Here is a 21,145-nt window from a genome sequence, read left to right as displayed (position 1 = left end):
CTCCCCCTTCGAACCGTCGCTTCGCCTGTGCCCGAGTTCGACGGGCACCCCCCGGCGTCACAACGTGTTCTTGACGACCTGCCCGGCCTTGACGATGAGTTTGAACTTGCTGTCGGGGTCGCCGATCAGCGAGATGTCTCTGGTCGGGTCGCCGTCGACGAGGATCATGTCAGCCCAGGCGCCCTCGGCGATGACGCCGAGCTTCCCACCGCGATACGTGTTGCGCTCACCGGCGAGCTCGAAGAGCGACGCGTTGCCCGAGGTGAGCATCTTGAGGGCCTCGACGTTGCTGTAGAACTCGCCGAGGCGAGCAGCCATGGCACTCTGACGGGGCGCCGACTGCGGTTCGAGGAGCAGGTCGGTCCCCCAGGCGGTCTTGACGCCGTGCTGCTTCGCCCATCCGTAGACCTGCTCGGTGCCGTGGCAGATCTCGGTGTTCTTCCCGGCGCGAACCGGGTCGGGATAGTGGTGGTCGTCCTCCGCGAACGGCTGCATCGAGAGCCAGATCTGCGCGTCGGCAATGCGCTTGATCGTCTCCTCATCGGCGAGGTGGCCGTGCTCGATCGACGTGACGCCCGCATCGATCGCCCGCGCGATACCGGCCGGTGTGTAGACATGGGTCGCGACGTAGGTGCCGTAGTCGGTCGCCGCCTGCACCGCAGCACGAATCTCGTCCGGGGTGTATTGCAGGGTGTTGAGCGGGTCGTACATGGATGCCGCGCCCCCGCCGAGCGTGAGCTTGATCTGGGTGGCTCCCTGTCGCAACTGCTCGCGCACCGCGGCGAGCACTCGCGGAACGCCGTCGGCGATCCGCGTGAAGTGGATGTCCTCGGTGCGGCTGGGCTTGCCGCCGAACTCCTCGGGCACGTCGTAGACGAACGAGAAGTCCGCGTGGCCCGATGTCTGGGAGATCATCGCCTGGCTGGGGAAGATCCTGGGGCCTTCGAAGCTGCCCCGGTCGATGAGGGACTTGATGGGCGCCGTGTCGCCGCCCATGTCGCGGACCGTCGTGAAGCCGCGCAGCAGCATCCGCTTCGCCTCGGCGATCGTGTTGCCGTACAGGGCGCCGGTGGGTCCCTGCAGGAAGTCCATCATGTTGTTGGCATTGCCCATCAGGTGCACGTGGGCGTCGCTGAGTCCCGGCATGAGGAACTTTCCGTTACCTTGGATCTCGACGACACCGTCCGACGCATCGCCGGCGACCGGCGATGCGGATACCGCGATGATGTGTGCGCCCTCGATGAGGACATCCGCATTGTCCAGTGTGCGATCGCTGACCCCGTCGAAGACGCGGACGTTGCGAATGATCATTCTCTGAGGTGCATGCGTTCCTGTGGTCATGGCCGTGACACTATTCCGAGCCGGAGAGGGCAACGTCGGATCGCAGCCGATTTCCCCCGGTGCGTCATCCTGCGGATCACCCCGCTCTCACCCTCGTCTCACCCGCCCACCCTCCGAAATGCCGACTAGACACCGGGCCTTGCAACGTTGATAGACTGCCGCCGACAGGGGTCGATATACGCTCAGCGTTAAGTCAGCAGGGGCATATGGGGGGAATATGAATGGCACGGAAACTGCCAGACCGAACGGCACAGACGGAGCGAACTCTTCGTCCAACGGGAAGGTCATCGTCGCGATCATCCTCGCGGTGGTGGCCCTCACGTTCGTGTTCTCGAACGTCGCACCAGCCACGCTGAGCTTTCTCTTCCTGCAGTTCACGATGCCCGCATGGGGATGGTTTCTCGCAGTCCTGCTCGCCGGCGTCGTGATCGGATCACTCTTCCCCTGGTTCAGGCCACGCAAGAAGTAGACCGCACCGGCGATCTGCGTCTGCGCTCAGGTCGCAGCAGATATTTCTTGAACGGCATATTCGCCGAATGCAGGGGAGAGATATGTGTACGAACACATGGGGAGGGGACAAGCCTCTGCCCGGAGCAAGAGCCGTAGCCGGAGCCAGCGCCAGAGCCAGAGCCAGAGCCAGCTAGTCCGAGTATCCGGGGGGATCGTGTGAACGGGGGGACGCATCGATGAATCTGAACGATGATGTCAAGGCGCTGGAGGAGTTGGAGCGGGCGATCGCCTCCGGCACGCCGGAAACGATCGCCCGGGTCGCGATGGCGAACATCCTGCCTCTGTACCACGAGCACTACGGCGTGCTCACCTCAGCGATCGACAGCCTCCCCAGCCAGTTGCTCGAACGCTACCCGATCCTTCGGTTCGGACACCGCATGACCCCGGTGCTCGCACGTACGACACGTCCCTTCAAGCCGCTCATCCATCCCGACACCGCACGGATGATGAGTCCGGACGAACTCGATGTGTTCACGCTCGTGCAGATGATCTCGTTCCGATTCAGCGGCGACGTGGCGGCGGCACTCGTCTACGCCCGACGGCTCGAAGATCGCATCCTCGACATCCGTGTGGAGTCGCGTGAACGAGTGGACGGACAGCTCTGGTTCTACCATCACGAGATCGGTTCCACTCTGCTCGCCGCAGGCGACTCCTCCCGCGCACTGCTCGAGTTCAGTACCGCCCGTCAGCTGGGCAGGCTCTCGAACCAACGCGACGCCGAACGACTCGCGCTCGGTCGTACTGCGCTCGCGCACGCCCTCCGAGGTTCACTCGACGAAGCGGAGATCGCCCTCGCCGAGGTCGCGCTCCAGCCGCCCGCTTCTGCGTCGCATCTCAGTGCGAGCAAGACGACCGAGGCCGCGACGGCTGCGCTCATCGCTGTCGAGCGCATGACGGATGACGCCGATCACCTGCTCGCAGAGCTCGAACCATACGACAGCCTCCTGATGACCTGGCCCTTCGCGCTCCTTGCTCGCGCGCGGTCGTTCCTGGCCGAGCAGCGACCGGGCGAAGCCCTCGAAGCGATTCGATTGGCCGGCGACGCGCACCCGGTTCAGCACGGGTCCGTCGCATCCGATGTCATCGCATCGACATCCGTCGAGGCCCTGTGCGTTCTGGGAGACGCGACGGCCGCGTGGGAGGTCGCCGAATCGAGCGCGAGCGCCGGCACCATGACGAAGTTCGCCATCATTCGATTGGCGTTGCACGAATCACGCTTCGACCTGGCGGCCAACGAGATCCGGAGGCTTGCGGGCGACCACACTCTCAGTCCTGGTCACCGTGCCAAGGCCATCCTCTTCTGGGCCTGGCTCGAAATCGCGCAAGGCGCCGAGCTCGACCCTCGCACGGCCGCCCAGATCTACCGACTCGCGATCACGGGAAACATCCGCCGGCTGCTCGCGACCATGCCGCAGCAGGTGGTGGATCAAGTGAAGGCGCACCTCTCGAGCGAGGAAATCGCGGAGTTCGATGCCGCAACGACCGGTCTCCCGCACTTCGAGATGAAGATCCGTCCGATTCTGACGCCGGGTGAGCTCCGCGTGCTGAACGCCCTCCCCACCAACCCGACGACGGCCGCCATCGCGGCGGCATTCCACGTGTCGCCCAACACCATCAAGTCGCAGCTCAAAGCCCTGTATCGGAAGCTCGGGTGCTCCACACGCGACGAGGCGATGAAGCTCGCAGCTCGGCATCGTCTCATCGCCCGTGGCGGCGACGACATCGGCCGGCTCGCGCTCGGCACGCAGAGCGAGAGCGTGGATGTCGGGGCTCACTGATCGCCTCCGTGCGGCAGCCGGTGCCTTCCAACGAAGGCCGCCGAGCGAGGCGTCCGTCGGCGGAACGACGGGCGTGCCCGAGATGCTCGGGGAGATCGGGGCGGCACTGCTGGATTCGTCGCAGGCCACAAGCGATGTGGAAGACATCCTGAATCGGATCGCGGATCAGTACGCACGACCCGAACTGCGGGTGTTCGTGCTCCCCACACTCGTTCTCGTCGAAGACCCCAGCACGGCGCCCTCCCAGACGTTGATCTTCCCCGCGAATCAGAGCGCGTTGCGACTCGATCAGGCCGATGCGATCGAGCGTCTCGTGCGCCATTCGTTCAGTGACCGTACGGCACCCGACTCCGTCGTTTCTGCGATTGCGCAGGTCAGGAAGGATCGATCCCGGTTCGGTCCAGTTCTGACCGTCTTCGGGTACACGCTGCTCACCATCGGATTCGGCATGGTGCTCAACCCGACGGTGAGTGCGCTACCGGTCTATGTCGTGCTCGGCGCGGCGGTCGGTGCCATCGTGCAGATCGGCAGCCGAATCTCGACGCTGTCCTTGATCTTGCCCGCGTTCACCGCGTTCGCCGTCACACTGTTCATCTCGCTCCTGATCAGTCCCCTCGTGCACGACGATGTGATCCGGCTCGTCGCTCCCTCGCTCGTCTCGTTCCTGCCGGGATTGACACTCACCGTCGCCGCCGTTGAGCTCACATCGGGTCAGATGATGGCCGGCGCGAGCCGCCTGGTCTACGGGATCGCGCGCCTCGGGCTCCTCGTCTTCGGGGTCTTCGCCGGCATGACCGTGGCCGGCACACCTGCACCGAGCGGCGATGCTCCGGTGCAACTCGGCGCGTGGGCGCCCTGGGCCGGAATCGCCCTGGTGGGCCTCGGCTACTACTTCTTCTCTGCGGCACCACGTCGTTCGCTCGTCTGGATCCTCTACGCGCTCGTCGTCGCCTATTCCGCCCAGCTGCTCGGCAACCTCCTCCTCGGACCGGAGTTGTCGGGACTGGTCGGTGCACTCCTCGTGATTCCAGCCGTCAATCTGGCCGGGCGCCTGAAAGGCGCACCTTCCAAGGGGATCATGCTGACCTGCGCGTACTGGCTGCTGGTTCCCGGTTCCATGGGTTTCATCGGCCTCAGTGAAGCGGCATCGGGCACGGCGGGTGCGACGAGCACCATTCTCCAAACCTTCGGCTCCCTCATCGCGATTGCGATCGGAATGGTGCTGGGTGCTGGCTTGAGTCGTGATGCCACCGCCATCGCCCGAGGCTGGCACTCGGTCGCGAAACGAGATGAGAAGTCCCGCGATGACTGAGTACGAGCCGCTGCACGCTGCGGACGACGCCGCGCGGGCCGCGACGGCCTGGAGTGCTGAGCCGCCGGCCGCCGATCAGAACGACGTGGGTTCTGTTCCGTTCTCTTGACCACGACTGGAACCGAGCGACCACGACTGGAACCGAGCGAGGTGCGCTCGCGAGCGGACACGCGAAAGCGCGCGGCCTCCGAGTGAACGGATGCCGCGCGCTCATCACGTGCGTGAGCCGACCGAGTTGAGCCAGCCGAGACGTGCTCGCGCGAGCCACGTGACTCGCCGGCTCAGTTCAGCCGACGAGGGTTACTCGGCGGCGCACACCTCGGTGACCTTGACTGCAGCGGCCTGGATGCCCTCGGTCTGCGCAGCCTGAGCATCGGCGTCGACTTCAGTGCCGTCCGGCAACGCCCCTGCCCACTCGCTCGCGTCGTCGAGCTTCTCTTGAAGCGCATCGAGTGACTCGGCGAGCGCTGAATCGTCGGCGGCCTCTTCGTCGAGTGCATCGACGCGCTCGGAGAGCCCGTCGAGGTACTCCTGCAGCTCGACCGAGTCGTCTGCCGTGAGGATCGCGTTCTGCGCGCCGTTGGAGATGTCGCGTACCTCGACGCGCACCACCTCGCACGGGTCGTCCGATGCCTCGGCTCCGTCGCTGCCACCTGACGCGCAGCCCGAGAGCAGAAGCGCGCCTGCGAAAACGAGCGCCGCGGACTTGAGCAGTCTGGATGTCGGAGCTGTGGATGTCATGATTCGTTGCATGTTTGCAATTCCCCCTGATCTAGGTACTCCGAGAGTCTAGCGAGAGGCTCCGACACGGCGCTGGCGGGTCGCGCGGCCGGTCGACTGCCACAGGGCGGAATCCATCACCGGATGCCAGTACTTCGTCCCGCCCAAGGTGCGGTCTTCCGAGTACTCGAGTACATCGGATTCCGCTCCGACGCATCGTCGGCATGGCCGGTTCCAGCCGTCGAAGTTGACATTCGTCATGCACTTGCGTGATGTGTTATCGTTACCAAGTTCCGCCTCCTTCGAACGAAGCCGACGGATCCGAGTCACACATCGCAGCGGTAGTTACGTAAGCCATCAAGGAGGATGCAGCATCCATGACACGCAATCAGATACGTCTCAAGCGGTTGGGCGCGCTTGCAATAGCCGCAGCACTCGTTGCCGGAATGGGAGCCTGTTCGCAAGGCTCTTCCAGCGCTCCACAGGGCGCATCAGGCGGTTCGGCACTCACGCTGAACGGTGACCGGGCCGACTTCGTCGATGCGTACACGGCCGCGGGTGAGGCGCTCGAGTCGCTTGGCAATGAAGGCATCGACCCGCGCAACGTTCCGTCGACGGAGAACTACCAACAGGTCATCCGGTCTTCGCTCCGCACCGACAGCACGACCGATCTTGTGAAGTGGTGGAACGGTTACCGCCTGCAAGACCTCGCCCGCTCCGGTGGGCTCGCCGATCTTTCTGCCGAGTGGGACAAAGCCGTCGACGAAGGTTGGGTGAACCCCGACTCCGAAGCCGACTTCTCGTACGACGGCAAGGTCTACGGCATGCCCATGTACAAGAGCTTCTGGGTGATCTTCTACAACAAGCACGTCTTCGAAGACGTCGGGATTCAGCCGCCGACAACGTGGGAGGAGTTCTTGTCGAACAACGACAAGATCAAGGCTGCCGGTGTGACCCCGTTGTTCGCTACGCAGGAGGCCGGCTGGACATCGTCCATCTGGTTCGAGGAGATCCTGTCGAAGTCCGACCCCGAGTTCTACACGGAATTGATGAACGGGGAAGCCAAGTACACCGACGAGCCGGCGCAAGAGGCCCTCCGGACGTGGGGAGATCTCTACGCGAAGGGCTACTTCACCGCGCCAGACATCGCCTGGGACAACGAGCCGGCCCTCTTCCAGGAGGGCACCGTCGCACAGGTACCCATGGGAACGTGGCGAAACGGCATCTTCGTGACCAACGGCATGAGCGAGGCCGACTACGGTGCCTATCTCCTCCCGGTCGTGAAGGACGGCGTGAAGCCATCTGTCATCACCGAGTCAGGCGTCATCGCCGTGGCTGAGAAGTCGGCGAACAAAGAGGCCGCGGTCAAGGCGATGGGCGATTGGCTGAGTCCCGATGTGCAGTCGGTATGGGCAAACGCGATCAAGGACACCTCGGCGAACCCCGAGGTGGTGACCGATGATCCTGTACTGGCATCCGTCAGTGAGCAGGTCACCGCTGAGAAGCCCACCGAACTGGTGCGATTCTGGGAGGCCAGCCCACCGCCCCTGATCGAAGGCGGCGTGCAATACCTCGCGAGCTTCATGGTGAATCCGACGGAAGACAACATCATGCCCACGCTCGAGAAGTTCCAGACGCTCGCCGATGCCGAGTGGGCGAAGTGGAAGGCCGCTGAGTAGTGAGCACTTCCACAGCGGCGCGAAAGACCACCGGGGCGGGGAGCACTCAGGCTTCCCGCCCCGTTGGGCGCGAGCCGAGCCGCGGCCGCTCGAACCGCTTCGGCAATATCCGCGCGGCACCGTTCTTACTCCCCGCACTCGCGCTCGTGGGCATCCTGTTGCTGATCCCCTTCGTCGCGACCCTGTACCAGAGCCTCACCGCCGACAACGGCTTCACGTCGACCTTCGTCGGATTCGACAACTACGTACGCCTGTTCCAAGATCCAACGTTCTTGCAATCGCTGCTCAACACGGTGATGTGGACGGTGGGCACGCTCGTCCTCCCCGTCGGGCTTGGTCTTCTGATCGCCGCGTTCACCAACTCGATGCGCGGCGGTCGATGGATCCGACTGGCCTTCGTGCTGCCATATGCGCTCTCCGGCGCGGCCACCGCCGTCATCTGGGGCTTCATCCTTCGATCCGATGGAGCGCTCAATCAAGCCATCTCATTCTTCGGGTTCATCCCGCCGGCGTCGGGCTGGCTACTCGAGTGGCCATCGAACACGATCGTGATGATCGTCGCCAACACGTGGCAGGCCACCGGGGTCACCGTCATCCTCTTCCTCGTCGGCCTCCAATCGATTCCGCCGGAAACGGTTGAAGCCGGTCAACTCGACGGCGCCAAGGGCATGCGCCTGTTCTGGCACGTCGTGCTGCCCCAGCTTCGACCAGTCACGATCGTCGTGATCGGCATTTCGATCGCGAACAGTCTTCGCGTCTTCGACCTCATCTGGCTTCTCACGAAGGGCGGGCCCGGTGGAGTCTCGGAGACTCTCGCCGTCACGATGTACCGCCAAACCTTCATCATCAGCGACTACGGCTATGGCGCCGCAGTCGCTGTTGTTCTCGCCATCATCGTCATCGCCACTTCGTGGATGTACCTGCGCCGCCAATTGAAGAGGAGCTGACCGTGATCGGACGCATCAGTCGCAATGTTTTCATCACCGTCATGGCAGTGCTCTGGTTGATTCCCGTCTATCTCATGATCGTCAATGCGTTCGTGCCGGCGGCGGACTACACCGGCCAGCCGACGTGGGTACCGAGCGGCTTCGGGTTCCTTGACAATCTGGCGATCGCCTGGAACCAGTCCGGCCTCGGCCTCGGCATGCTGAACAGCTTGATCTATTCGCTCGTCTCTGCCGGTACGGCGGTGCTCGCGGCCGCACTCGCCGGCTTCGCCGTTGTGATCATGCCGATGAAACGGCCGACGCTCTGGTTCTGGCTGATCTATCTCGGCACTCTGCTGCCGTTGCAGATCTTCCTCTCGCCACTGTTCAAGGCGTATGTTTCGACGAAGCTCTACGACACGAACATCGGCATGATCCTCATCTACGCCGCGATCTGTGTTCCCTTCGCGTTCTTCATCGTGCGCAACTTCCTCACAACGCTGCCTCCTGAGATCACTGAAGCGGCACAACTCGACGGGGCCGGCTGGAGCAGGCTGTTCTTCCGAATCCATCTGCCGCTCATCAAGTCGTCGCTCTTCGCCGCATTCATCTTCCAGTTCACCTGGGTGTGGAATGACCTGCTCTTCGGCATCACGCTCACCACGAGCCCCGATCGTCGTCCGGTCATGGCGGCACTGGCCGAGATCAGTGCCGGCTTCTCAAGCCTGGGCCCGCCGGTCGTTCTCGCCGCGGCAATCGTCGCTTCACTCCCGACTGTCGTGCTGTTCCTCACCTGTCAGCGCTATTTCGTCTCCAGTCTCAAGGCGACGGGATAGACCGGCGCAACGCTAAGAGGAAAGCTCACCGACGGTGACCGGCAACTCGACAAGCCGCGCCGACCCCTGCGGGACGGTTCCGTCGAGACGCTCGAAGAGCAATCGAGCGGCCTCCGCACCGAGTTGCTTGGGATCATGCGACACCGTGATGAGCGGCACATGCATCATGTCGGCCAGCTCGACGTCGTCGAAACCGACGAGAGTCGGCGATGTCGGCGCATCAGGGCCGCTTTGCCGGGTACCAATAGCTTGAAGCGCCCCGATCGTGTTGCGGTTGTTCGCGCTGAAGACAGCTGTCGGAGGCACCGGCAACTCGAGCAAGGCTTCCATCGCGCGGCGTGCGGCCGCGACATCCTGCTGCCCGCGGAACACGAGATCAGCATCAGGCTCGAGCCCCGCCTCGTTAAGGGCCCGGCAGAAACCTTCGAAGCGGCGCCCCGCGGTAGAAACCGATACGACATTGCCGAGGAATCCAATGCGGGTGTGGCCAGCATCGACCAGCCGGCGGGTGCTCTCATAGGCGCCCCGTACATCATCGAGCAGCACAGTATCGGCGTCCACGCCGTCTACGGTTCGCGAAGCCAGGACGAGCGGAATGTTCCCGAGGCGATGGGCGGTGAGGTGCGCAGATGCGCCTCCCGTGGGAACGACGATGAGACCCTCGACCTGCCTGCCGACGAAATCGGAAACGAGTTGTTGCTCGCGCGACACGTCCTCCCCGGTGTTCCCGAGCAGTATGCGCCGACCGTGTTGGGAGGCGACTTGCTCGACCCCGAGCGCAAACTGACCATAGTAGGGATTGCCGAGGTTGGTGATGGCTACCCCGATCAAGCCCGAAGAGTGGCCAGGGCGGATGCTTCTGGCGTTCTCGTTTCGGTGATAGCCGAGTTCGGCAACCGCGGCGAGAACCTTCTCCTGCATTTCGGCGCGAACATTCTTTCCGCCAGACAACGTCCGGGACACGGTCATCGGGCTCACACCGGCAAGCTCAGCAACCTCTTTGACCGTGGGTACACCCGCGACGCCGCTCTCGATATTGCTCATTGCGATCCTCACCCGATGGCCTGAAGGGGCACCATTCTCGATGATAACGTTAGCAAAACGTCCCGCGGGCGGCTTCGGCAAGCACGGCGCTGCTGAGGCCGCGGTCCGCGGCTTGGTCGCCGTCCCGCGATCCGATCTCCAGGATTCACGCGGCGACACCCCGCGTCCCGCTCGAGAGGAATGGAGCACGCGATGACGCAAAGCCGCCCGGGAATCCCCGTATTGGAGATCGGAGGCACCCACGTGACCGCAGCGCTCGTGGACTCTGGCTCGTGGCGCGTCCGCCCGGGATCGGAGTCGCGCGCTGCGATCCGCGCCCAGGGAACCGCGAAGGAGCTCTTGACGGACATCGGAAGGGCCGCACAGACGCTGCCGGTCACTCTGGCGACTCAATGGGCGGTGGCTATCCCCGGACCCTTCGACTATCACCGAGGCATTGGACTGTTCGAGGACGTCGAGAAGTTCGACAGCCTTCGTGGGGTGGATGTTCGTGCCGCGCTGATGGCGCTCATCGAACCAACGCCCAGCTCCGTGCACTTCCTGAACGATGCGGATGCCTACGGCGTCGGCGAATATGCAGCAGGCTCCGGCCGCGGGCACGATCGGCTCATGTGCATCACGCTCGGCACCGGTGTCGGTTCCGCCTTTCTCGTCGGCGGCGAGCCGGTGAACGACGGGCCATCGGTGCCGCCAGACGGCAGTGTGCATTTGCTCGAATTCGAAGGCAGGCCGCTCGAGAACACTGTGTCGCGTCGAGCGATCCGCGCCACCTTCGTCGCAGCATCCGGAATGGATGCTGAAACCGCCCCCGACGTGCACGAGATAGCAGCCTCGGCCCGACAAGGCGATGCCGTAGCCGCGAGAGTACTGACAGACGCGTTCAGCGGCCTGGGCTCTGCGCTTTCCGGCGTCGTCTCAGCTTTCGGTGCGGATGCGCTCGTGATCGGCGGCTCGATGTCGCGCTCCTGGGATCTCGTCGAACCGGCGATTCGCACGGGCCTCGACCGCGCCGGCTCCTCGTTCAGCGCGCTCCCCCTGTTGCCGGCGGAGCATCCGGATGACGCACCGATCATCGGGGCTGCGTTCTGGGGAGCACGGCACCTCGGCGACTGAGGTGCCGTGCTCACCCTATTCGCGCTCCGTGCCGCGGACCGATGCCTTGACCGTGGCGAGCTTCGTGCCGACCGCATCGCCGTGTGGGCTGATGCGGTACGGGCCGACGCTGGCAGGAACGATGAACGTCTCGGCATAGTGCACCACGAAAGGCTCGAACGCGCCACTCGGACTCTCGACGACGGCCTCGGCGCCCTCGACGAGGTTGATCACGTTGACCGTGCCGCGGGTGTCGTGCTCGACGCTGCCGGTGAACCAGTGGCGTCGCACTTCGATGAACTCGAGTTCGTGGAGCCCGGTGCGCTCTTCGACCCAGCCGTCACCGGTTGCCACTGTCTCGACTTGGTCGACGAGGTTCTCGCGGGTCCAATCGGTGTCGCGGTCCCACTGAATGTTGCGGGCTGCATGGTCGAGATGGATGGGCCTCGGCACGCCGTCGAGTCCGTTGCGGCCCCAGTCCCACATCTTGAAGGTGAAGATGTACGGCGTGGCTGAGATCTCGAGCACCATCGTGTCGGCACCCGAGCAGTGCACCGTGCCTGCGGGAATGAGGAAATGATCGTGCTTCTTCGCGGGGAACACGTTGACGAACTCTTCAACAGGAAAGTCGACGCCGGGAAGGGTGGCCGCATCGAGCGACGCGATCATCGCTGCAGGATCCGTGCCTGTCTTCAGCCCGAGGTAGACCTTGGCGTCTTCAGCCGCATCGAGCAGGTAGTAGCTCTCGTCTTGCGTGTACGGCATTCCGAACGTGTTCTGGATGTAGTCGGTGAGCGGATGCACCTGCAACGAGAGATTCCCGCCCTCCATCGTGTCCAGGAAGTCGAAGCGGATCGGGAATTCGGCGCCGAAACGCGCGAAGGTGCGCTCGCCCAGGAGCTCGCGAGAATGCGTGAACACCACGTCGATCGAGGGGAGTTCGATGATGTCATCGCCGATCCTCAGAAGAATGCTGTTCTCCTCGGGGACGCAGTCGAAACACCAGGCGTAGTTCTCTGCGTCGGGCAGGTCGAGGACGTCTTGCATCCATTTGCCGCCCCATACTCCCGGGTCGAAGAATGGCACGACCCTGAACGGGGCGTCGACTGCGGCCTGCATACCGGCGTGAAAGGCCTCGGCCGTGATCAGCTTGCCCTCCGTCGTGGAGGCGTTCGTGTCGAGCACGAAACGCATCTCTTCGAACAGCGAGCGCTTGTGGCGGTCGGCCAGGCGCCACTCCACGAAGAAGCCGCGTTTCACCTTGCGAAGATTGTCTTCGTCGAAATTCGTGCAGCGCCAATTGGGCGCGCCTCTGCGTTGGCGTTGCTGGATCTCCCAGCGCGCCATGTCCGCCAGAACGATTGTCGCGTCTTGGATCGGAACAATTGCGGCTCCCCAACCCACCAGAACGGTCGCGCGCTCCGAGGTGGCGAGCTCTTCGGCGAGCTTGTCGAGCCGTGGTCGGTCGTAGAGGTCGCTGAGTTCCAAATGACTCATGACTCCGAAGACGCGATCGTCGGTGAGATTCCACTCGAGGATCTCATCGATCTCGGTGATCGGCTTCGCGGCCGCCTCTTCGACATCGATGACCTGGAAATCGGGCAGGCTCGTACGAATGCTCGCGATCAGCTCCGGCAGGAAGACCCCGGGGTAGGTATCGACAACGATGACGGGCGCGGTGTTCGCGCCGGCTGCCGCGACATCCGCGATGTGCCTCCACGCGGCGGCCCCCTGCCAGACCTCATGCGTGCCGGGGACCGTGACCGTTGGCTGCTTGTCGTACGAACCTCGGGGGTATGGAGAAACCATTTTGTGACATCCTTCTCGCTGACGAACTGATTGATAACGTTACCAGTTGCGGCGCGAGTCCTCGAATCGGACTTCGGTTCATGCGCCGACAGCGGAAGGGGCCTGCCTATCGGCAGGCCCCTTCCGGGAGTGCGCTCGGGCTAGAAGAGGACGAACACGACGTTCGGCCGGGCACTCGACTGCGCGACCTTGTCATCGCCGCCGTAGTGCCCAGTGAGCAGGTGCAGACCTCGGCTCAGCTTGGGAAGCGCGATGCGGACTCGCCCGTCGTCGCCTGGGGTGAGCGTCGCGGTCGCGATCTCGCGAGCTCCGTCGGAGATGGAGACCGGTCCGGTCGGAACGACTTGCCCGGCCGCAACGTTCATGGTGTAGACGACTCCCCTGCCTCCGACGGAGATGATCGTGTTGAGCGCACCAGAACTCTGCGAGTCGGCCTTTTGCGCCGTGAACGTGAAGGACCACTCCGCCGTCGCATCTTCAGCCAGTAGGTAGCCGGCGATCGCTCGAGCGACGACCGAGATCGGCCCTGAGCCCGCATAGGTGCCGGCCGCGACGACGACGTCATCGATCAGGTACTCCACGCCTTCAGATGAGGGAATCGTGTACTGGTCGCCGTCCGTGCCGTATGGATCGACGTGGGAGACCGGGGCCGGCGTGACCAGCTTCGGTGGCGTTCCCGCAACGGTCTTCTCGGATTCTGGTCCTGAACCGATCAGGTTCGATGCAGCCACGGTGAATTCGTACGAATGTCCGCCCTCGAGTGCGTCGACGGTCGCCTGATTCTCCCCATCTTCCACGTTTCGTGTCTCCACCGGGGCGCCGTCGCGGTACGTGGTGATGACGTACCCGGTCAAGGGAACTCCACCGTCGAAGGCCGGAGGCTGCCATGCCACGGCGGCCTCGTTTCCCTCGAATGCCGCAGTCACCTCGACTGGCGCTTCTGGGACGCCGGGGACCGCGTAGACCTCGAGTTCGGCCAGTCCGGGGTTCAAACCGGTTCCGCCTTCGACTTGGAATCTGACCCACTCGAAGGTTCGGGCGTCGAAGCTCACGCTCAACGGGCTCCCATTCGGAGCGAGTCCGCTGACCGGCACCGTACTGCCGTCGCTGAACGCCAGTGTTCCTCCGTTCGCGTCATCGAGCAGCGCGGGGCGGTCGAACAGCACGATTCGATCTGCGGTGATCGGCGTCGCCCAATCGAGTTGGACCCACGGATTGCGTTCGCCGCGCGATGCCCAGTCGCCGCCGTCGCCTGGGCCGATCACTCCGTCGAAGACCTTGCGAGCCGGAAACTTGCTCGAGTACTCCGAGGAGGCGGTCGCAGTGACGTTCGGCCAACGCGCGGCGTTTCCTCGCAACAGGTCGGGGTCGAGGTCGACCGTCACCGTCTTGCTGGCCGACGCACCGCTGCCATCTGCAGCGGTCGCGGTCAGCACGATGTCGCCCTCTGCGTCGTTGACGGTCAATGTGCCGTCGAAACCGTCGACCGTTGCCGTATCGGTGGGGGAACCGTCTGGATTCGTCACGGTCCAGTCGACTCGCTTGTAGGAGGCATCTTCGGGAGCCACCGCCGTGGTCAACGCGATCGTGCTGTACGGCACCTCGATCGAGTCGGGAGCATCGATGGTGACACCGGTCGTCAGGATCTGCTCCGCCTCTTCGGATTCCGACGGCGGAAGGTCGTCGACACCCCACTGCGTGTTCGGGGTGTCCCCCATCCACAGCTCCAGAGTGCCGCCGTCGGCGAACTCCGAATGGTGGAACCAGGAATTGTTCAACGTCGAGCCGTCGAGTTCAGCCTTCTGGATGTACATGTTGTCGGCCGAGTTGTCGTGCGTGATGATCCGGAACTGCCCTCCGGAGTAGTAGTCGGGGTTCAAGGCGATCGTGATCTCGTCGAAGATCGGCGAGGTGATGTCGTAGACCGGGTCACCTTGCCCGCCACCGGTCACCTCGAACAACCCCATCGCCATGAGGGCGCTCATCGCGCCCATCTGGCCTTGATCCTCATCGTGGTGACCGTAGCCGTCGGTCGTGGTCACGGGTGCGTACACCTGCTTCTGCACCTGTCGCACCCAGTACTGCGTCAGCCACGGGTAGCCGACGTAGTTGAAGAGATGTCCGTTCTGCAGGGCGGGCTGGTTGCCGTAATTGACGTGGCTTTCGCCGTATCCGCCGATGAAGCCGCCATCGACCGATTGTTCGAAGGCGTAGTTCAACTTGTCTGCATACGCCGTCGTACCGCCCAGCAGATTGGCGAGTCCCATCACGTCGTGAGAGGTGAACCAGGTCGCCTGCCATGAGTTGGCCTCGACGAAGTCCGTTGCGGAAAGCGGATCGAAGTCGGCGAGCCAGTTGCCATCGGCCGACTTGGGCCGGATGAAGTCGGTTTCGGAATCGTAGAGGTTGCGCCAGTTGCCCGACCGATCCATCAGGTACTTCCCGAGGTCGGTATCGTCCCAGATCTCGATGTCGTTGAGCCCGACGTCGGTGCCCTCTCCGCCGGTCGTCTCGAACTTCACCCAGTCGACGGTGCGCGGGCTCAAGTCCACGATCTTGCTCTGCCCGGCCGTGCCGATGTTCTCGACGGTCTCGGTGGATCCGTCACTGAAGGTCAGCACCCCGGAATTCACATTCACTGCGGGATCGACCCGGTCTTTGAGCACGATCTGATGGATCGTTCGCGGCTTGTCGAAGGTGACCGTGATCCACGGGTCGGATTCGCCGGCCGACGACCACTCAGCCGGAGTGGATCGAAGCGGACGGCCGTCGATCGCACGCGCAGCGGCCTGCTTCGAGTCGTTGGCTTGCGACGAGGCTTCCGCCGAGGCCAGCTGCGCCACATTGAATCCGGTCTTGTCCAGCGCCTCAGCCATGCCAGCGAGGCCCCAGTCCTGGAACGAGTACTCGAGCGTCAGACCTGCCCCGCCGTTGTGCTTGTCGACGCACAGGTCTTCGGGAACGTACCCGTTCTCGATGTACTGCTTGGCCCCGCCGCATCCGCCGAAGCCATCGGGCTCGAACGCACCGGGCTCATATTGGCCGCCGAGGGACTGCGAGTCCAGCATCGCGTCGAACGCAAGGTCGGCGTCGAAGTCTCGGATGCCCTTGTTGTACGCCCCCGTGATGAAGGACGACACGGGAGAGCCCGTCATCACAGCGGTCTCGCTTCCGGCCGCCGGGCCGCGGGGAAGGAGTCCTCCGTCTTGATACATCTGGAGCTGGGACTTGACGAAACTGCTGTAGACCTCGGGATAGGCCATTCCCAGGATCGAGTTCAGGTTCCATTGCGTCAGCCACAGGGCGTCGTAGTTGTACATGGCGAACTGCGGCTTGCCATCATCGTCGAGGGGGATCTGCTTGACCCTGTTCACGCCGAAGGTGTTGTCGAGGTAGGCGCCGTCGACGTCGCTGATGGCGCTTCGTCCGGCGAGAACGTGGAACAGGTCCGTGTAGAACTTCACCTGCTGTTCGTGAGTGCCGCCGTCGACATCGACACGACCGAGCATCTCGTTCCAGCGCTCCTGTGAAGCCTGCTTGACTGCGTCGAAGTCCCATCCGGGTGCTTCAACTCGAACGTTGTTTCGAGCGCCGTCGACACTTGTGAAGGACAAACCGACCTTCATCTGCACCGTCTCACCTGCGGCGAGGTTGTCGTAACGTGCGTACACCCCGCTGTTCTTGCCCGCGTTGGTGTCGAGCGGAGCACCATCGTCGGTGAGGTTTCCGTCTTTCCATCCGTGCAGGGAATCAAATGGCTTGTCGAAGGAGATGTTGAAGAAGAGCTTGTTGACCGGGCCCCGATCTCCTCTCTGATTGACGAAGCCCTCGATCTCAGTGTCACTGACCTTGGTCACTTGGGCATCGGCCATCGTGGCTTCGCCGAGGCGGCCGCCGAGGTTGACGATGATCTCGCTCGGGCCGGCTTGCTCGTAGGTGTAGCGGTGCAGGCCCACCCGGTCGGTCGCCGTGAGCTCGGCCGTCACGCCGTACCGGTCGAGCCGCAGCTTGTGATACCCGGGCTCGACCACTTCGGTCTCATCGTGCTCCACATGGGACTGCCAGCCGGTGTCGCCTTCCGTCTTGGGCACGCCTTCACCGGTCGTCGGCATCACCTGCACACCGGAGATCTGCCAGTCGTGAATGTGGCTGAATCCCTTCACCTGGTCTTCACTGGGGCGGTAGCCCGAGCTCCGCCCGTTGGCGGTGAACGTATCCGGGCGCAACTTCACGAATCCGAATGGATTACTGGCGGACTGGAAGAAGAAGTACCTCCCGCGATCGGATTCGATCCACGGATCGACCAGACTCACGAAGTCCTCGCTCGCATCCTCAGCGGCCACTGCGGGCACGGCGGTCGCACCGACACCCAGCACCACCAGAGCGCTGGCCAGCACCCCCGATACCGCCGACATCGCCGCAATCTTCTTGATGTAGCTCATGATCATCGCTCTCTGTGATCTTCGGGAAGGAATCCCTGGTCATTCGTGAACCGCACGGTGAAAGAGAATCGTCGGCCGGCTCAGATGCCACTGCAGTGGACCTGAAATCGGGTACGGAATTGGTAACGCTACCAGCAAGGCGCGGCTCGGCACCATACCGTCGTCGTTCAGCGCGCGGTCGCAGCATTCAATTGAAGGCTCATCTCCATCACGGAGGAAGTGAGGGGGCAACCAGAAAACGATGGCGGTCGCCGCCAAGATCACCGCCAGCTCCGCCGCCCAAGACACTTCCCGAGATCTGCGCGAGCCACGATGAAGCACGGCAAGGGACGGGCTCGTCAGGGGGCGATGCGTTGAACGAGCCGGGCCCGCCAGCTGGCGGGGAGGTGGGCCAGGCCGGCGAGCAAGCGAGCCTCACGACCGACGATGTAGCGGGGTCTGGGCGCCGGGGTCGTCGAGATGCTCAGCACGAGATCCGCAATGCGTTCGGGTGGCAGCGCCGTGTCGAAGGCTCGTGCAGCTGTGGCGATCATTCGGATGAGCCGGTCCTCGTACCGTTGCCGATGATCGCTCGGGTTGCGTGCCATCAGCATTTCGGCCTGGACGCGGCTGGCGTCGAGGATGCCCGTTCGTACCGCTCCGGGTTCGATGAGGCTCACGGAGACCGGATCATTGTGGATTTCAGCGCGGAGCGCGTCGGCGATCGCTGCGAGGCCAGCCTTGCTTGCGGCGTAGCCGCCGCCGAATGGCAGTGCGACCCGCCCTTGACCGGCGCCGACGAGCACGATCCTCGCGGGCGCACGTCGAAGTTGCGGAAGGAGGGCCGCGAGGATCCGGGCGGGTGCAGCAGCATTGAGAGCGAATTCGGCTATGAGGTCGTCCGCTCTCAGCTCTATCGGTCCCGGCAACGAGACACCGGCCGAGCCGACGAACAGCCGGGCGCCGCCGACTTGCTGAGCGCGCTCCGCGATCAAGCCCGGTGCTGCCGCGTCGGTGAGATCCACTTCCACGAAGTGGGCTCGTTCGGTTCCCCCTTCGGGCTGCTGCCCGGGCATGCGGGACGCAACCACGACCCATCCCGCGTCGAGCAGCGCACGGGTGACGGCGGCGCCGATGCCTGTTGCTGCGCCCGTCACCACTGCGACGCGCCCCAACGAGTTCTCGATCCGTGTGCTCTGATGCTTCACGGCCGATTACCTCCCTCTCGATGGTGCGACCAGACCGGCGCCCATCCGATGTCACCGGCCATCCACAACCCGGGCTCGATCATCAGCGCTGAGTCCGGGCGACCAATGCCTTCGATCAGTGATCGCGTAAAGCCGGTGCAATCACTCATCAAAGTGGCGGATGCGGCGTCGAGTTCCGTACTGATGATCGCACCATTCCGGCGCAGATGGCTCGTCGCGTAGTCCCTGCCACGCTGCGACACACGAGGGAACACGCCCTCGGGATCCACCAACTCGATACGAAGGTCGGGCCGCGCGGAAAGTAGCTCTCCGGTGACCTCGACACCAGCGGCCCCGGCGCCGCGTACCTGCACGGTGTCCCCGCTGGTGAGCTCCTCGAGCCGCCGACGAATATCATCCACGCCCTCGATCGTTCCGATGCCCCCTCGGGCGCCGCTTCCCACAGCGACCGCGACGTGATCCGCTTCCAAGAACTGCCCAGTTGTCAACCGCGCCCAGCCCGGCCCGACGGCGGCTGCGCGCGCCACAACCAGCCTTTGCTGTTCGCCGAAGGCAGCTGACGCGCCGCCTCGGCCCAGCGTCGTGCGTACTCCTCAATGACGCCGTCGTCGCGGGACGCCGCGTCGTTCAGGAACAGCCCGGGCAGGGTGAGCGCGCCCAATTCGGTGAGCACGGGCCGCAAAGTGTGCTCAACCGCGAGCGCATGCCGGGCGATGCCACCGAGCATGAGAGGGACGGCGAGGACGCCGGCAAGTCCGGTGGTACCAGGGAATCCTTCCCCGAAGCCGACAGCCGACCGGCGCGGCAGGTGATAGCTGCCACTTTGGATCGTGGCGTGCTGATCCAGTGCGGCTTCGTCGCGATGCTTCAGGACTGACGAGGCTCACGCATCCTTCAGCCAGCGCTCCTCGGCGTCAAGAAAGGCCTGTAGCCCGTCCGGGTCGTCGTCTCCGAGCAGGTCGGCAGGCGTCGGCGGGTAGTCGCGTAGCCGGTGGGACCATGCCCACAACTGATAAGAAGCGCGGGGCGACGCCGCCTCTACCTCGCTCCAATCGACGGGGAACGCGTCATTGGGATTGACTGTCGCCGCTGTCCCGCGCTCATAGATGCCCTCAAAACCAGCAAGAAGCCATTCGGACTCGGCGCGCTCGACACGCGAGACGAACCGCACGTACTGCGTCAGATCGACCGCGACATCCTTCACAACCGTGCGGAACTGGATCTGCGCCCGGCTTTCGACGAGAGCACGGTCACCGTTCACGCGCGCGTAGATCGGCGCGATCGGATGCTTGCTGGTGGGCAGGAAGCCGGGCGCGTTCTTGCCCCGGTACCAGTCGGTGCCAATTTCCTTCATGTCCTTGCGGAACACGAGGTCGCGCGTGGTGACGTCGTTGACGATGGTGTAGCCGGCCACGTGGTCGAGAGCATCCTCGCGAGTCACCCGGAACGCTTCCCGTCCGATCACTACGGCGAGCTCCAACTCCCAGTCGTGCACCTCACTGTATGCCGGCAGCACGAGCGGCACATCGTCGCCGGCGACGCACGCGGGCAGACCGATGAAGAAGTAGGGCTCGCCGTTCGCCGCCCGATCGTCCATCATCTTGGCTGCGAACTCCCTGGCCTCTTCGGGGGTGCGGTCGCTGTTCTGCGTCAGCCCTGCGGCGACCAGTTCGATCACGTGCGTACGCACTTCGACGATCCGATCCTCGCCCGCCGCGGGAACTCCTACGAGCTGACCCCGCTTGCCATCCGACTCACGGACCACGCCACCACGGCGCTCGAAGCCGCCAGGCGAGTGTTCGAGAGCCAGGCGGCGTGGAATCCGGAGCTGTCGACACGCGAGTTCGCCATCTACGGGTCGGACTATTCCTTCGTGACGGTCGGGCGACGCGTCAGTCTGCTGGCCAGACAGCAAGCGCCCGGGGTGCGCTTCCGGTTCATGCTGCACAGTCCGGCCGTCGTGGAGGATGCCACCACGAGGCTGCGCTCGGCGGACGCGATGCTCATCCCGCACGGCTTCCTCAGCGATCTGCCGTACGCCGACCTCTGGCAAGACCACTGGGTGGGGATCACAAGCACGCACGACACGACGATCGGCGAGCGGGCCACGATGGCCGATCTCTCTGCGCGTCCCTGGGTCTCACTATCAGTCCCGCGAGGCGTTCACCTCGGCGAGCCGCCAGATCCAGCAGCTTGGCATCGAGCCGAGATTCGAGGCCGTCGTGGAGAGCTTCCTCGCCCTGGCGTATTTCATCGAGGGGACCGATCGTCTCGGTCTGGTGCAGGCCTCGGTCGCACCCGCTCTCGAGCGCTCCGCCGGCGTGCGTACCTTCGCCCTGCCCTTCGACGCGACCCCGGTGCTCAACGCCGTGTGGTGGCATCCTGTGCACGATCGCGATCCCGAGCACCAGTGGATGCGCGGACTGTTCGTGGAGGCTGCGGCGGAACTCGGAGACGCGCACTAGTTGC

17 protein-coding genes and 1 pseudogene are annotated in these 21,145 nt (G+C 64.1%); 9 read left to right on the top strand and 9 right to left on the bottom strand.

Going from position 1 to position 21,145, the window contains the following annotated elements; genetic code table 11:
• Positions 1–57: 57 nt before the first annotated feature.
• Entirely contained in the window at positions 58–1,341 is a 1,284-nt protein-coding gene (locus AC1C2T_RS05400; RefSeq protein ID WP_495384523.1) for a metal-dependent hydrolase family protein, read from the bottom strand.
• Between the two features lie 217 nt (positions 1,342–1,558).
• Between AC1C2T_RS05400 and AC1C2T_RS05395 the strand changes: the two genes are divergently transcribed.
• From AC1C2T_RS05395 to AC1C2T_RS05385, 3 genes are all read left to right on the top strand, one after another.
• Positions 1,559–1,810: a LapA family protein gene (locus AC1C2T_RS05395; RefSeq protein WP_495384522.1), complete on the top strand. Its 252-nt coding sequence runs from the start codon at positions 1,559–1,561 to the stop codon at positions 1,808–1,810.
• 217 nt (positions 1,811–2,027) lie between these two features.
• The gene (locus tag AC1C2T_RS05390; protein ID WP_495384521.1) at positions 2,028–3,629 is read left to right on the top strand and encodes a helix-turn-helix transcriptional regulator; all 1,602 of its coding nucleotides are present in this window, start codon (positions 2,028–2,030) and stop codon (positions 3,627–3,629) included.
• Positions 3,630–3,711: 82 nt separating this feature from the next.
• Entirely contained in the window at positions 3,712–4,941 is a 1,230-nt protein-coding gene (locus AC1C2T_RS05385; RefSeq protein ID WP_495385394.1) for a threonine/serine exporter family protein, read from the top strand.
• A 300-nt stretch (positions 4,942–5,241) separates the two neighbouring features.
• On the opposite strand, the gene AC1C2T_RS05380 is transcribed toward AC1C2T_RS05385, so the two are convergent.
• A complete protein-coding gene (locus AC1C2T_RS05380) occupies positions 5,242–5,682 on the bottom strand; it encodes a hypothetical protein (RefSeq protein ID WP_495384520.1) in 441 nt (146 codons plus the stop codon).
• A gap of 356 nt (positions 5,683–6,038) precedes the next feature.
• On the opposite strand from AC1C2T_RS05380, the gene AC1C2T_RS05375 reads away from it, so the two are divergent.
• From AC1C2T_RS05375 to AC1C2T_RS05365, 3 genes are read left to right on the top strand one after another with little or no spacing between them, the layout of a single operon-like run.
• The gene (locus AC1C2T_RS05375; protein WP_495361258.1) at positions 6,039–7,340 is read left to right on the top strand and encodes an ABC transporter substrate-binding protein; all 1,302 of its coding nucleotides are present in this window, start codon (positions 6,039–6,041) and stop codon (positions 7,338–7,340) included.
• The gene (locus AC1C2T_RS05370) at positions 7,340–8,287 is read left to right on the top strand and encodes a carbohydrate ABC transporter permease (protein ID WP_495361259.1); all 948 of its coding nucleotides are present in this window, start codon (positions 7,340–7,342) and stop codon (positions 8,285–8,287) included. Before AC1C2T_RS05375 ends, AC1C2T_RS05370 begins: the two co-directional genes overlap by 1 nt.
• A gap of 2 nt (positions 8,288–8,289) precedes the next feature.
• The gene (locus tag AC1C2T_RS05365) at positions 8,290–9,102 is read left to right on the top strand and encodes a carbohydrate ABC transporter permease (protein WP_495361260.1); all 813 of its coding nucleotides are present in this window, start codon (positions 8,290–8,292) and stop codon (positions 9,100–9,102) included.
• 12 nt (positions 9,103–9,114) lie between these two features.
• Here AC1C2T_RS05365 and AC1C2T_RS05360 read toward each other — a convergent pair whose 3' ends face one another.
• Positions 9,115–10,146: a LacI family DNA-binding transcriptional regulator gene (locus AC1C2T_RS05360; protein WP_495384519.1), complete on the bottom strand. Its 1,032-nt coding sequence runs from the start codon at positions 10,144–10,146 to the stop codon at positions 9,115–9,117.
• A 192-nt stretch (positions 10,147–10,338) separates the two neighbouring features.
• On the opposite strand from AC1C2T_RS05360, the gene AC1C2T_RS05355 reads away from it, so the two are divergent.
• Positions 10,339–11,259: an ROK family protein gene (locus tag AC1C2T_RS05355; RefSeq protein WP_495384518.1), complete on the top strand. Its 921-nt coding sequence runs from the start codon at positions 10,339–10,341 to the stop codon at positions 11,257–11,259.
• A gap of 15 nt (positions 11,260–11,274) precedes the next feature.
• Here the strand turns inward: AC1C2T_RS05355 and AC1C2T_RS05350 are convergent, their stop codons facing one another.
• From AC1C2T_RS05350 to AC1C2T_RS05330, 5 genes are all read right to left on the bottom strand, one after another.
• A complete protein-coding gene (locus AC1C2T_RS05350) occupies positions 11,275–13,047 on the bottom strand; it encodes a class I mannose-6-phosphate isomerase (protein ID WP_495384517.1) in 1,773 nt (590 codons plus the stop codon).
• A 140-nt stretch (positions 13,048–13,187) separates the two neighbouring features.
• Positions 13,188–17,489, bottom strand: a complete 4,302-nt coding sequence (locus AC1C2T_RS05345; RefSeq protein ID WP_495384516.1) for a glycoside hydrolase domain-containing protein — start codon at positions 17,487–17,489, stop codon at positions 13,188–13,190.
• Positions 17,490–17,827: 338 nt separating this feature from the next.
• Positions 17,828–18,676 (bottom strand): SDR family NAD(P)-dependent oxidoreductase, encoded by an 849-nt coding sequence (locus AC1C2T_RS05340; RefSeq protein WP_495384515.1) that lies wholly within the window; start codon positions 18,674–18,676, stop codon positions 17,828–17,830.
• Positions 18,673–19,077: a hypothetical protein gene (locus tag AC1C2T_RS05335; RefSeq protein WP_495384514.1), complete on the bottom strand. Its 405-nt coding sequence runs from the start codon at positions 19,075–19,077 to the stop codon at positions 18,673–18,675. The genes AC1C2T_RS05340 and AC1C2T_RS05335 overlap by 4 nt, the downstream gene beginning before the upstream one ends.
• A gap of 83 nt (positions 19,078–19,160) precedes the next feature.
• A complete protein-coding gene (locus AC1C2T_RS05330) occupies positions 19,161–19,349 on the bottom strand; it encodes a hypothetical protein (RefSeq protein WP_495384513.1) in 189 nt (62 codons plus the stop codon).
• A 12-nt stretch (positions 19,350–19,361) separates the two neighbouring features.
• On the opposite strand from AC1C2T_RS05330, the gene AC1C2T_RS05325 reads away from it, so the two are divergent.
• Complete coding sequence (locus AC1C2T_RS05325; protein WP_495384512.1) at positions 19,362–19,553, top strand: hypothetical protein; 192 nt, start codon at positions 19,362–19,364, stop codon at positions 19,551–19,553.
• Positions 19,554–19,970: 417 nt separating this feature from the next.
• On the opposite strand, the pseudogene AC1C2T_RS05320 reads toward AC1C2T_RS05325, so the two are convergent.
• Positions 19,971–20,363: pseudogene (locus tag AC1C2T_RS05320) on the bottom strand (fumarylacetoacetate hydrolase family protein); the annotation flags it as partial.
• A gap of 535 nt (positions 20,364–20,898) precedes the next feature.
• Here AC1C2T_RS05320 and AC1C2T_RS05315 point away from each other — a divergent pair.
• Positions 20,899–21,141 (top strand): hypothetical protein, encoded by a 243-nt coding sequence (locus AC1C2T_RS05315; protein ID WP_495384511.1) that lies wholly within the window; start codon positions 20,899–20,901, stop codon positions 21,139–21,141.
• Positions 21,142–21,145: the final 4 nt, after the last annotated feature.

It is taken from the genome of Agromyces sp. Y558, assembly GCF_059445415.1.
Note: the sequence above shows the minus strand (reverse complement) of the source record. Positions and strands in the feature narration are given on the sequence as shown.